The organism is Nocardia sp. NPDC058244, from assembly GCF_042882065.1.
Taxonomy (GTDB): domain Bacteria; phylum Actinomycetota; class Actinomycetes; order Mycobacteriales; family Mycobacteriaceae; genus Nocardia.
This window is the reverse complement of the sequence record NZ_JBHVWX010000004.1, coordinates 425673-437371: the sequence shown is the minus strand read 5'-3', so window position 1 is coordinate 437371 and position 11699 is coordinate 425673. Positions and strand designations below refer to the sequence as shown.

The 11699-nt window shown below is 69.6% G+C and carries 11 protein-coding genes; 3 read left to right on the top strand and 8 right to left on the bottom strand.

Annotated elements, in window-relative coordinates:
- Positions 1-55: 55 nt before the first annotated feature.
- From ACFVW6_RS15130 to hrcA, 4 genes are all read right to left on the bottom strand, one after another.
- Entirely contained in the window at positions 56-1117 is a 1062-nt protein-coding gene (locus ACFVW6_RS15130) for a PhoH family protein (RefSeq protein ID WP_336083603.1), read from the bottom strand.
- A gap of 208 nt (positions 1118-1325) precedes the next feature.
- Positions 1326-2066: a 16S rRNA (uracil(1498)-N(3))-methyltransferase gene (locus ACFVW6_RS15125; RefSeq protein ID WP_378827480.1), complete on the bottom strand. Its 741-nt coding sequence runs from the start codon at positions 2064-2066 to the stop codon at positions 1326-1328.
- Positions 2067-2070: 4 nt separating this feature from the next.
- The gene (gene dnaJ / locus ACFVW6_RS15120; RefSeq protein ID WP_355278709.1) at positions 2071-3225 is read right to left on the bottom strand and encodes a molecular chaperone DnaJ; all 1155 of its coding nucleotides are present in this window, start codon (positions 3223-3225) and stop codon (positions 2071-2073) included.
- A 130-nt stretch (positions 3226-3355) separates the two neighbouring features.
- On the bottom strand, positions 3356-4390 hold the full coding sequence (hrcA, locus tag ACFVW6_RS15115) for a heat-inducible transcriptional repressor HrcA (RefSeq protein ID WP_218717363.1): 1035 nt from the start codon (positions 4388-4390) through the stop codon (positions 3356-3358).
- Between the two features lie 183 nt (positions 4391-4573).
- Between hrcA and ACFVW6_RS15110 the strand changes: the two genes are divergently transcribed.
- Together ACFVW6_RS15110 and ACFVW6_RS15105 are read left to right on the top strand one after the other, a co-directional pair.
- The gene (locus tag ACFVW6_RS15110; protein ID WP_378827483.1) at positions 4574-5092 is read left to right on the top strand and encodes a hypothetical protein; all 519 of its coding nucleotides are present in this window, start codon (positions 4574-4576) and stop codon (positions 5090-5092) included.
- Positions 5089-6630, top strand: coding sequence for a hypothetical protein (locus ACFVW6_RS15105; protein ID WP_378827484.1), 1542 nt, complete (start codon positions 5089-5091; stop codon positions 6628-6630). Before ACFVW6_RS15110 ends, ACFVW6_RS15105 begins: the two co-directional genes overlap by 4 nt.
- A gap of 90 nt (positions 6631-6720) precedes the next feature.
- Here the strand turns inward: ACFVW6_RS15105 and ACFVW6_RS15100 are convergent, their stop codons facing one another.
- The 4 genes from ACFVW6_RS15100 to ACFVW6_RS15085 all read right to left on the bottom strand — a co-directional run bounded on the left by ACFVW6_RS15100 (position 6721) and on the right by ACFVW6_RS15085 (position 9456).
- Positions 6721-6945, bottom strand: a complete 225-nt coding sequence (locus ACFVW6_RS15100) for a hypothetical protein (RefSeq protein ID WP_355278702.1) — start codon at positions 6943-6945, stop codon at positions 6721-6723.
- Positions 6946-7146: 201 nt separating this feature from the next.
- A complete protein-coding gene (locus ACFVW6_RS15095; RefSeq protein ID WP_378827487.1) occupies positions 7147-7689 on the bottom strand; it encodes a DinB family protein in 543 nt (180 codons plus the stop codon).
- Between the two features lie 42 nt (positions 7690-7731).
- Positions 7732-8919: a radical SAM family heme chaperone HemW gene (gene hemW / locus ACFVW6_RS15090; protein ID WP_378828170.1), complete on the bottom strand. Its 1188-nt coding sequence runs from the start codon at positions 8917-8919 to the stop codon at positions 7732-7734.
- 108 nt (positions 8920-9027) lie between these two features.
- Positions 9028-9456, bottom strand: a complete 429-nt coding sequence (locus tag ACFVW6_RS15085; RefSeq protein ID WP_378827489.1) for an SgcJ/EcaC family oxidoreductase — start codon at positions 9454-9456, stop codon at positions 9028-9030.
- Positions 9457-9890: 434 nt separating this feature from the next.
- Between ACFVW6_RS15085 and ACFVW6_RS15080 the strand changes: the two genes are divergently transcribed.
- Complete coding sequence (locus ACFVW6_RS15080) at positions 9891-11681, top strand: nitrite/sulfite reductase (protein ID WP_378827491.1); 1791 nt, start codon at positions 9891-9893, stop codon at positions 11679-11681.
- Positions 11682-11699: the final 18 nt, after the last annotated feature.

The following is an 11699-nucleotide window of genomic DNA, read 5'->3' as shown; positions in this document are numbered from 1 at the left end:
GGTACGGTGCCGACCCGACGCCGCCGGGAGCGGCATCGGGCCAGCGTGGCGTGAGTTACCCCCGGTTCGCGCGGCCGGCGGCGCGGCGCTGTGCCCGGTTGCCCGGGTAGTGCGGGCCGGGAACCGCGCGGGTGTCGGACTCGTACCGGTCGTAGGCGTCGACGATGTCGGAGACCAACCGGTGCCGCACGACATCGGCGCTGGTGAGCTCCGAGAAGTGGATGTCGTCGATGTCGGTGAGGATCTCCGCGGCCGCCCGCAGACCCGAGCGCTGCCCGTTGGGCAGGTCGACCTGCGAGATGTCACCGGTGACCACCATCTTCGAACCGAAGCCGAGGCGGGTCAGGAACATCTTCATCTGCTCGGCCGTCGTGTTCTGCGCCTCGTCGAGAATGATGAACGAGTCGTTGAGGCTGCGGCCACGCATGTACGCCAGCGGCGCGACCTCGATGACACCCGAGGCGAGCAGCTTGGGGATCGCTTCCGGGTCCATCATGTCGTGCAGCGCGTCATAGAGCGGCCGCAGATACGGGTCGATCTTGTCGTTGAGCGTGCCGGGCAGGAAGCCGAGCCGCTCACCGGCCTCGACCGCGGGCCTGGTCAGGATGATGCGGGTGACCTGCTTGGACTGCAGGGCCTGCACCGCCTTGGCCATCGCCAGGTAGGTCTTGCCGGTACCGGCGGGACCGATGCCGAACACGATGGTGTTGGCGTCGATCGCGTCGACGTAGCGCTTCTGGTTCAGCGTCTTGGGCCGGATGGTCTTGCCGCGGCGCGACAGGATGTCCAGGCTCAGCACCTCGGCGGGCGATTCGGACACGCCCTCGGTGAGCATCGAGACGGTGTGCCGGACCGCTTCGGGAGTGATCACCCGATTGCGGCCGGTCAGCGCCACGAGCTGCTCGATGACGCGCTCGGCCAGCGCCACATCGCCGGCCTTACCGGTGATGGTGACGGTGTTGCCGCGGACGTGGATGTCGGCCGGGAGCAGCTTCTCGAGCTGACGAAGATTCTGGTCGGCCGAGCCGAGGAACGGGAAAACAGACTCCGGGGCGAGTTCGATGCTGGAACGCACTGTTCGCGCCGCGGGACCCGCGTTGTTACCGCCTGCGCCGATGCCTGATACGGGGTTGGTGGGGTCGCCGATCTCGCCTGAGTTCTTCAAAAGTGGCTATGGCCTGCTTCCGGTCTCGACTGTGTGTTCGATGAGCACAGTTTAACGCGCGGCACCGACACCGCCCAGCGATATAACGGCGGGATCGGCCGAACCGCGATCGACCGGTGATCGCAGGTCACGAGCGGGCGGCGGCTGCCGAGCGGGTGATCTACCAGCGCGGAGTGAGCGCGCCGAGGGCACCGAGTGCCACCGCGGCGGCCGTGGAGGTGCGCAGCACGGTCGGGCCGAGCACCACGTTGGTGGCCCCCGCCTCAGCCAGCGCGGCCAGTTCGGCGTCGTCGAGGCCGCCCTCGGGCCCGACGATCAGCACGACATCGCTCGCCTGGGCCAGCGGCAGCGCGGTGAACTTGCCGGCGCCGGACTCGTGCAGGGCGGCGACGATCGCGCCGGCCGCGCCGGCTTTTCGCACCAGCTCGATCAGATCGCGGGTGCGGTGCAGGTCGGTGACCTCGGGAATGTAGGCCCGCCGGGACTGCCGTGCCGCGGTCTTGGCGGCGGCCCGCCACTTCTCGACGCCCTTGGCGGCCTTCGCCTCCCAGTTCGAGACGCACCGCGCGGCCTGCCACGGCACGATGACGTCGGCGCCCGCCTCGGTCATCAGCTCGACGGCCAGCTCCGACCGATCCGACTTGGGCAGCGCCTGCACCACGGTGACCCGCGGCGTCACCGGCGCGGCGATCCGCCGGTGGTGCACCGCGAGTTCGAGCCGGTCCTTCTGGGCCGCAACGACTTCCGATTCGGCGAGCACACCGCGTCCGTCGGACAGGGTGATCGGCTCGCCGACCTTGATCCGGCGCACAGTGGCCGCGTGCCTGCCCTCCGGACCGTCGAGGACCGCGACGGCACCAGGTTCGGGCACCTCGTCGAGGTAGAAGACCGTCGCGGCCACGGCCTCAGCGTCCGCTGAAGGAGGCGCGCAGCCGGGCGAACAGGCCGCTGTTGTGCTCGGACTGCGCCGACATCACCTCGGCGCGGTCCTTGTCGCGCATGCCCTTGAACTTGCGCAGCAGATCGGTCTGCTTCCCGTCCAGCTTGGTCGGCACGATGATGTCGAGGTGCGCCAGCAGGTCGCCACGGGCGCCCGAACGCAGCCGGGGCATGCCGTGGGCGCGCAGCTGGATGACCTCGCCGGGCTGGGTGCCCGCCGCGATGGTCAGCTCGGTCGGGCCGTCGAGGATGGTGTCGACGACGACCGTGGTGCCCAGGATGGCGTCGACCATCGGGACCCGGACGGTGCAGTGCAGGTCATCGCCGTCGCGGACGAAGGTGTCGTGCGGTTGCTCGACGACCTCGACGTAGAGGTCACCGGCGTGGCCGCCACCGGGGCCGACCTCGCCTTGGGCGGCCAGCCGCACCCGCATGCCGTTGGCGACACCGGCCGGGATGGGCGCGGCGATCTCGCGACGCGCGCGGACCCGGCCGTCGCCACCACACTTGTGGCAGGGGTCGGGGATGGTCTCGCCCGCGCCACGGCAGGTCGGGCAGGGACGCGAGGTGAGCACCTGGCCCAGGAAGGACCGCTGCACCGACTGCACCTCGCCGGCGCCGTCACAGGTCTCGCAGCGCACCGGCTTGGAGTTGCCGTTGGTGCCGGCGCCCTGACAGATGTCGCAGAGGATCGCGGTGTCGACGGTCAGGTGCTTGGTGACGCCGACCGCGCACTCGGCCAGGCTCAGCCGGGTACGGATCAGCGAGTCGGCGCCGGGCTGGACGCGGCCGCGCGGCTTGCGCGCGCCACCACCCTGCCCGCTCATGCCGCCGAAGAACGCTTCGAAGACGTCGCCGAGACCGCCGAAGCCCGCGCCGTTGAAACCGGCTCCGCCGCCGCCACTTTCGAGCGGGTCACCGCCGAGGTCGACGATGCGGCGCTTCTCCGGATCGGTCAGCACCTCGTAGGCGGTGGAGACTTCCTTGAACTTGGCCTGTGCGGCCTCGTCCGGGTTCACGTCGGGGTGCAGTTCGCGGGCCAGCTTGCGGTAGGCGCGCTTGAGCTCCTGGTCGGTGGCGTTCTTGCCGACGCCGAGCAGTCCGTAGTAATCCCGTGCCACTGTGAGTTCTCTAGTCCTTGGTCGCTGTGGTCCAGCCGAGCGCCGGGCGCATCCTTAGTCGAATCCACTCAACTTTACCGGCCGAAGTATCGACCTTAACAGTTGCGGGTCGGGCCGATTCCGGCCCGCGTCATCTTTCGGCAAGTACCTCGCCGATGTAGCGGGCGACGGTCGCCACCGAGGCCATCGTTCCCGGATAGTCCATCCGGGTCGGGCCGAGTACACCCATGCCGCCGAGCACCGCGCCCGCCGCGCCGTAGCCGGTGGACACCACCGAGGTGCCGCGCATCTGCTCGACCTGGGTCTCCTCGCCGATCTGCACCATCACCTGGCCCGGCTGCTGTGCCGCGGCCAGCAGTTTCAGCACGATGACCTGTTCCTCGAGCGCTTCCAGCACGGTCCGCAGCGAGCCGGGGAAACCGAAGTCGGCGACATTGCGGGTGAGGTTGGCCGTGCCGCCGAGGACCAGCCGTTCCTCCGGGTGCTCCACCAGGGTTTCCACCAACACCGTGGAGACCCGAACGAGCACGTCCTTGATCTTGGCGGGCGCCCGTTCCGGCAGGCCGGCCACCGACGCGCTGGCCACCGACAGCAGCTTGCCGTCCATGGCGCCACCGAGCAGCCCGCGCACCGCGGCGAGATCGTCGTCGGAGATGACGGCGCCGAGATCGACGATGCGCTGATCGACCCGGCCGGTGTCGGTGATCACCACCAGCAGCAGGCGGGCCGGATTGAGCGCGACGACTTCGATGTGGCGCACGATCGACGCCGAGACCGTGGGGTACTGCACGACCGCGACCTGGCGGGTGAGCTGGGCCAGCAACCGCACCCCGCGACGCAGGACGTCGTCGAGATCGACGCCGGATTCGAGGAACTCCATGATCGCGCGCCGCTCGGCGCCCGAGAGCGGCTTCACCTCGGCGATCCGGTCGACGAACTCGCGATACCCCTTGTCGGTGGGGATGCGGCCCGAGCTGGTGTGCGGCTGGGTGATGTACCCCTCGGCCTCCAGCACGGCCATGTCGTTGCGGATCGTGGCGCTGGAAACACCCAGGTGGTGCCGTTCCACGAGCGACTTCGAGCCGATTGGTTCCTTGGTGGCGACGTAGTCCGCGACGATCGCTCGCAGGACCTCGAATCGCCGATCCTCGGTGCTCGACGCCATCGACCCCACCTCCTCGCTCGTGCCGGGTACGTCATCGGCCCGTGTACCGCTGTGTTCGACGCACAGACTCGCACGCGGACGCTCGGAGCGTCTCGTTCTCCAGTCTAATTGTCCGGTCCGAGATCGCCCGCTCACATGGTCGCGACGGAGTGGAGTTGTCCACAGGCCGCGGTTTGTCCACAGGTGGCGCGCCGGCTCTGGTACCGCTGCGCACAGCGGCGTACGTTCGGCACTGATTCAGCTGTTTACCAGCGTTTTTCGGGTGTCGACGGCGGGGGGCATGTGGTGCGGCGAGACGGCAGTGATACGGCCACGGGGGTGGCGCTGAATCCGGGGGTGGCGCTGAATCCGGCGGAGTTCGCCGGATTCGATCGGGGGTGCGCGGAGTTCCTGCGGGTGATCGGGTCACTCATCGCATTGGCCGGCGAGATCGGCGACCAGGCGCGGTGGGGTCTGGGTGAGGACGACCCGCGGCTGATCTCCGCGACCACGGTGGTAGCCCGGCTGCGCGCCAAGGCGGACTCCGGCGCGAACAGTGTCGCCGCGGTGCTGGCGGCCCACGCCGACGCCGTCGCCGAACTCCGGTGCGCGTACCGGGCCGCGCGCGATGAACTGGTGCGCACGGACGACGAGGGGGCCGGTCGGCTCCGCGCGGTGGAACCCGTGGTAGGACAGCCGATTTCCGGGAAGCCTCTGCCATGACGGGGTACGAGCCACGAGCGATTCCCGATGGTGGCGAGAACGCGTGGCACTGGCTGCACGCGGAGATCGCGCGGGCGTTCACGGCGCTCGAGGTGACCGATGCTATCGCGCAGGCAGACCGGTTCGACCGGATCGCGGTGCGGTGGGCCGAGGGGCTGGACACCTTCGCGCGGACCATGCGGGAAACACTCGCGACAGCCTGGGCGGGTGTCGGGGCCGACGCGGCCGGTGCCGCTGTCAGCGCGTATGTGGCGCGGGCGCGGGAACTGACGCCCGCACTGGTGGAGCTGCCCGGCCTGGTTCGGGCCGCCGCCGAGGCGATCGTCGCCGCGAAGTACGCGATTCCCGAACTGGTCCTCGCCGAGCCGGGATCAGCGTTGTCGCCGTCGAGCGGTGCGGCGGCACATCGTGTGGCCGCCTCCGCGGAGGAATCCGCGCGCGTCGCGATGCGGGAACGGTATGCGCTGCCGTTCAGCGCGATCGACGACCGGATTCCTGTGCTGCCCATGCCGATTCGGCCGGTCGGATCGGGAGCGAACTCCGGCAGGCAACGTGTGCGCGCCTGGGGTGCGGACGGCACGCACACGCTGTCGGCAGGTAGACACCACCAGCCGTCGACGGACCATGATCACGCACTGCGGATGGGCGGCGATCACCGGCCGTCGGCAGGACGCATGAACGCGCAATTGACGGACGATGCGACGAGTGGCGTGGTGAATACCTCGGCGGCAGTTCGAGACGAACCTTGTCAGGTCTCGTCACCGGATGTCGGGCAACTGGAGGGCAGCACAGCGCCGAGCGGTGAATCGATCACCACCGGCCTGGCTGTGGCGGACTCGAGTGCAGGTGAATCGGCTGGCGAGGGGCTGTCGGACGTGAAGTCGGCGGCGAGTTCAACGGTGACGTCGTCGTCGATTACGGGCGTCAGCGCCCCATCGCTCTCGACTGCGCCCAGCAGCCATGGGTCGGCTGGGCCGAGTGGCCACGGGTTCCATGCGCCAGGCGGCGCGGGATTCCATGCACCCGGTGCGCAGCGGTTCCGTGCGATCGGTGGTTCGGAGGTCGCGGCATATTCCGTGCCTGCGCTGCCGGGTATCGGGGCGTCGGTGGCAGGGCTCGGCCGGGCGGACGCGGATCTCGGCGATGGCGGGCCGGGCTCGGGTGGGCCGACGGCAGCGGTGGGAGATCGGGGGTCGGCGAGGGGGATGCCCTACCGGTCGGGGCGCGAGGGCGACTTCGGTCGGCCGGAGGCGGGGCGCAGTGTGCCCGGGGCGGTGGGGCCGGTGATCGGGGTGAATCCGCCGGGTGTTCCGGCACCGGCCCGGGTGATCGATCGGCTGTTCCACTACGTCACGCCGTTCGGTCAGGCGCAGGAGCCGGGTGGTGAGACGGAACGCGCGGTGCCGGCGTATCTGATCACACGGGCGAATACCGACGTGCTGCTCGGCGAAGGGCGACCGACAGTCGCGGGCGGCGTGATCGGCGGTGCGGTGGAATCCGGGCCGGATGCGCAGCACGGATCCTCGGCTCGGGGCTGATCGTGTCAGCGAGCCGAGAGCTACGTGCGGGTGCGGCCGATCGGATCGGCCGCCGGTGCGGACCGCCCGCGAAGGGCGGTCCGGCCCGATTCAGCGTTGGGCGGCGGTGGAGGCCGCGCCCACCTGCTTGCCCGCGAGGGCATCCAGGCCGAGCATCGCCAGCAGCGATACGCAGTCTTCCGCGTCGTGGGAATGTGACGCGACCGTGCGAGCGGCGACCGCGCACTGCCGCGCGTTCTCCGCCTTCTCCGCAGAGCGCGCCTCGGCGAATTCGCTCTGCTCTTGGACGAGGGTGATGTGCCGTTCGGTGGACATATAGCTCCCTAGGATCGAGCCGAAGCCTACGCCCCCAATCGTTATCTTCGGCCCCGAACCCACCGAACCCCGCACTCGACGACCCCGGTGCGCGGCACCTCCGGTGAGGTGTGCATCACGCCTTCTCATGGCGCTGACCGGGCGATCATCGATGTCGCCCGCGCCACTGTCCGACCCCGGAATTCCGGTCACGAATCGGTGTCAAGCGACCTGGGTCGTCGCCGCCCGCAGCAGTCGCAGCTGACCGATCTCGGCCACGTTCTTCATCAGTTCGGCATCGACCCAGGAGACCAGATGAGCGATCGTCAGCCCGGCGTCGGCGGGCCAGGGATAGGCCGACGCCGCGTCCAGTTCGGCGTCGTCGAGCGCGTCGACGATCGCGATCCAGTCCGTCCGCAGCTGACGCAGCCAGGCGATCGTCGGCGCTCCCGGCCCCGGCCAGGTGATGTCGGTCCGCTCCCGTGGCGTCCGGCGGCACACGTGGTCGATGGCCACGCTCCACCACCAGCCGATATGCCAGCTCAGCCAGGCCACCGTCGGGACCGGGATCGGATCGGGTTCGGTGTCGGCCCAGTCCGCGACCCAGCCGCCGGTGTCGTCGGGCCGCATCGTCCAGCACAGTTCGGCGGGCTCCCAGAGGAAGTCCGCCGCCGTCAGCCGATCCAGGTGGTACTCGAACAGCGACCAGGTCAGGTCGAACTGCCAGCGCACCAGCTCATTCCGCGAAGGAGACACGCGGCGCATCGTGTCACGGCCGCCGCGCGACCGATACCGAATATTCGCGGGTCAGTCGAGCAGGTCGCGGACCACGCCGTCGGCGAGGAGGCGGCCGCGGTCGGTGAGCACGAGGTGATCACCGGTGATCTCGGCGAGCCCGTCGGCCAGGACGCGGTCCAGCGCGGGGCGCGCGGTGGGTGCGAGGGTGGCCAGCGGCAGGCCGGTCCGGAGGCGGACGGTGAGCATGAGGTGCTCGGTGTAGCGCTCGTCGTCGGTGAGGGCTTCCCAGCCCGCGGCGGGCAGGCCGCCGAGGGCGACGCGGTCGGCGTAGCGCGACGGATGCTTGACGTTCCACCAGCGGACACCACCGACATGGCTGTGCGCGCCGGGGCCTGCGCCGAGCCAGTCGCCACCGTCCCAGTAGCCGAGGTTGTGGCGGCACCGGGCGGCGTCGTCGGCCGCCCAGTTGGAGACCTCGTACCAGGACAGGCCCGCGTCGGCGAGGCGAGCGTCGATCCGTTCGTAGCGGGCGGCGAGGACATCCTCGTCGGGAGCGGGCAGTTCACCGCGACGGACCTTGCGCGCCAAGGCCGTTCCGTCCTCGACGATCAGCGAATAGGCGGAGACGTGATCGACACCGGCGGCCAGCACGGCGTCGAGGCTCGCGTCCAGATCGGCGTCGGTCTCGCCGGGCGTGCCGTAGATGAGGTCCAGATTGACGTGGTCGAACCCGGCGGCCCTGGCTTCCTTCGCCGCCGCCACCGCGCGGCCGGGCGTGTGGGTGCGGTCCAGGATCTTCAGCACGTGCTGGGCCGCGGACTGCATGCCCAGCGACACCCGGGTGTAGCCGGCGGCCCGGATGCGCTCGAAGAACTCCGGTGCGGTGGACTCCGGATTGGACTCGGTGGTCACCTCGGCATCGACGGCCAGGGTGAAGTTCGCGCGCACCGCGTCCAAGACCGCGGCCAGTCCGTCACCGCCGAGCAGCGACGGGGTTCCCCCGCCGACGAAGACGGTCGACACCGGCGGCGTCGCGCTCGGCAGCGCCGCGAACTCGGTCGCGGCGGTCGCGAGCTCGCCGCGCAGCGCCTCGAGCCACGACTGCGGCGACGCCGAGGTCCCCAGCTCCCCCGCCGTGTAGGTGTTGAAGTCGCAGTACCCGCACCGGGTGGCACAGAACGGCACGTGCACGTAGACCCCGAACGCGCCGCCCCCGAAATCGCGCAGCACCGGCCGATCGGCATCGGCCGGTGTCACGCCGGGAGCCCCGGAAGCAGCGCTGATAGTCACCCCTCCAGTCTGCCGGGCTCCCGTCGGCTCCGGCACGCAGGGGCCGACCGGGGTCCCGGATCGACCGGTCGACGATCAGTCGGCCACCACGGGGGTGTTCTGATTGGCGGTGAGCACCCAGACACCGTCCTCCTTGGTCATGACGTACATCGGCGTGCCCTGCCCCGACAGCTCGCCGTCCAGGGTGAAGTAGCGCTGCTGGATCTTGACGGCGGCGACGTCGGGCCGCAGGAACAGCACGTGCTCGATCTCGTAGGTCGCCTTGCCGTGGGTGGTGGCGCCGGGCAGCACCTGCGCGGTGAATTCGGCGATGGCGGGCCTGCCGAACAGCCGCTTGCCGTGGCCGGTGGTCCAGATCGCGTCCGCCCGGAAAACGGCGGTGAACTCGTCGATCAGTTCGTTGTCCTGGGCGTGGGCGATGGACTCGACGACGGCGGTGATGGCCGCGAGTTCGGTCTCGAGATCGGCGGGCGTCTGCCCCGCCACGGTGGCGTCGTTGCTCATGCGACCACTGTGCAACCTCAACAACACTCCAGGTCAACGCGCTGTGCCGCACCGCACATCCGGGGTCCATGACGAATCACAAGTCGCTTCCGGCCGGGGAACTATGACCCCCGTCACAGAACGGGACGACCGTCCAGGGAATTTCCCCCAAAAGTGCGGGAAATATCTCCTTGCGGTCGGAACGACCCGGCTGACATGGCACAATAGGCCCATGCACGCAACTGGAGTACGACTCGTGGCCCGGCGCCACGTCGACTTCCAGCGTGTCTGCAGCGCCTGTTGTCGGCCCGGTTTCCACCGGTAGCGCAGCGGCGTCCACGCCCGGGTCTCCCCCGGTGCCATCGACTTTCATCGGCCCGCTGACCACCTGACGCGAGCCAGCCCCTCGCGCCTTCAGCACGGATGTACCACCCACCCCGCAGGAGCGACCCCACATGACGTCGAGCACCGACGCCGCTTCGACCGAACAGTCGACGCCGGCCCGCCCCGAGCGCCCGGCAGCCGAACGCCGCGTCCGGCCCGATCGGCCGCGCAGCGAAGCCCCCGTCGCGCCGCGCGAGCGCACCGGCAAGCCGGTTCGCCGCCGCTCCGAAGGCCAGTGGGCCCTCGGCTACCGCGAGCCGCTGAACCCGAACGAGCAGTCCAAGAAGGACGACAACCCGCTCAACGTGCGCGCGCGCATCGAGAACATCTACGCCAAGGGCGGCTTCGACTCGATCGACAAAGCCGACCTGCGCGGCCGCTTCCGCTGGTGGGGTCTCTACACCCAGCGCGAAGAGGGCTACGACGGCACCTGGACCGACGACGACAACATCGACATCCTCGAAGCCAAGTACTTCATGATGCGGGTGCGCTGCGACGCGGGCGCGCTCAATGCCGCCCAGCTGCGCACCATCGGCCAGATCTCCACCGAGTTCGGTCGCGACACCGCCGACCTCTCGGACCGGGAGAACGTCCAGTACCACTGGATCGAGGTCGAGAACGTCCCGGAGATCTGGCGGCGGCTGGAGTCGGTCGGCCTGCACACGACCGAGGCCTGCGGTGACTGCCCCCGCGTCGTCCTCGGTTCGCCGCTGGCCGGTGAGTCGCTCGACGAGATCATCGACCCGACCTGGGCGATCGACGAGATCGTGAAGCGCTACATCGGGAAGAAGGAGTACTCCAACCTTCCCCGCAAGTTCAAGACCGCGATCTCGGGCCAGCAGGACGTGGTGCACGAGATCAACGACGTCGCCTTCGTCGGCGTCAACCACCCCGAGCACGGCCCCGGCCTCGACCTGTGGGTCGGCGGCGGTCTGTCGACCAACCCGATGCTGGCCAAGCGGGTCGGCGCGTGGGTGCCGCTCGACGAGGTGCCCGACGTGTGGGAGGCCGTGGTCTCGCTGTTCCGCGACTACGGCTACCGCCGCCTGCGCACCAAGGCCCGCCTGAAGTTCCTGATCAAGGACTGGGGCATCGAGAAGTTCCGCCAGGTGCTCGAGGACGAGTACCTGAAGCGCAAGCTCATCGACGGCCCCGCGCCGGAGCAGCCGGCCAAGCCGATCGACCACGTCGGCGTGCAGAAGCTGCGCAACGGCCTCAACGCCGTCGGCTTCTCCCCCATCGCCGGTCGCGTCTCGGGCACCATCCTGAGCAAGGTCGCCGACGCCGCCGAGAAGTACGGCTCGGACCGCATCCGGTTCACCCCGTACCAGAAGCTGATCATCCTCGACATCGCCGACGATCAGGTCGACGCGCTGATCGACGAGCTCGAGCCGCTGGGCCTGCAGGCCCGTCCGTCGATCTGGCGGCGCAACCTGCTCGCCTGCTCGGGCATCGAGTTCTGCAAGCTGTCCTTCGTCGAGACCCGCAAGCGGTCGCAGGTGCTCGCGCCGGAGCTCGAGCAGCGCCTGGCCGACATCAACGCCGAGCTCGACGTGCCGATCACCATCAACATCAACGGCTGCCCGAACTCCTGCGGCCGGTCCCAGATCGCCGACATCGGCTTCAAGGGGCAGCTCGTCGACGACGGCGACGGGAATCAGGTCGAGGGTTTCCAGGTTCACCTGGGTGGCAGCCTCGGCCTGGATTCCGGATTCGGCCGCAAGCTGCGTCAGCACAAGGTGACCAGCGTGGAGCTCGGTGACTACATCGAGCGCGTCGTCCGCAACTTCGTCAAGAACCGGGAAGCCGGTGAGCGATTCGCGGTGTGGGCCGTGCGCGCCGACGAGGCCGACCTCCGCTAGTGGATGAGGGGATCTCAA

Bases quoted from the DNA above. Each gene is read 5' to 3' on its own strand.
- ACFVW6_RS15105 (WP_378827484.1), top strand. From the start codon at position 5,089: ATGACGGGGTACGAGCCACGAGCGATTCCCGATGGTGGCGAGAACGCG.
- ACFVW6_RS15085 (WP_378827489.1), bottom strand. From the start codon at position 9,456: ATGAGCAACGACGCCACCGTGGCGGGGCAGACGCCCGCCGATCTCGAG.
- ACFVW6_RS15100 (WP_355278702.1), bottom strand. From the start codon at position 6,945: ATGTCCACCGAACGGCACATCACCCTCGTCCAAGAGCAGAGCGAATTC.
- ACFVW6_RS15095 (WP_378827487.1), bottom strand. From the start codon at position 7,689: ATGCGCCGCGTGTCTCCTTCGCGGAATGAGCTGGTGCGCTGGCAGTTC.
- ACFVW6_RS15080 (WP_378827491.1), top strand. From the start codon at position 9,891: ATGACGTCGAGCACCGACGCCGCTTCGACCGAACAGTCGACGCCGGCC.
- hrcA (WP_218717363.1), bottom strand. From the start codon at position 4,390: ATGGCGTCGAGCACCGAGGATCGGCGATTCGAGGTCCTGCGAGCGATC.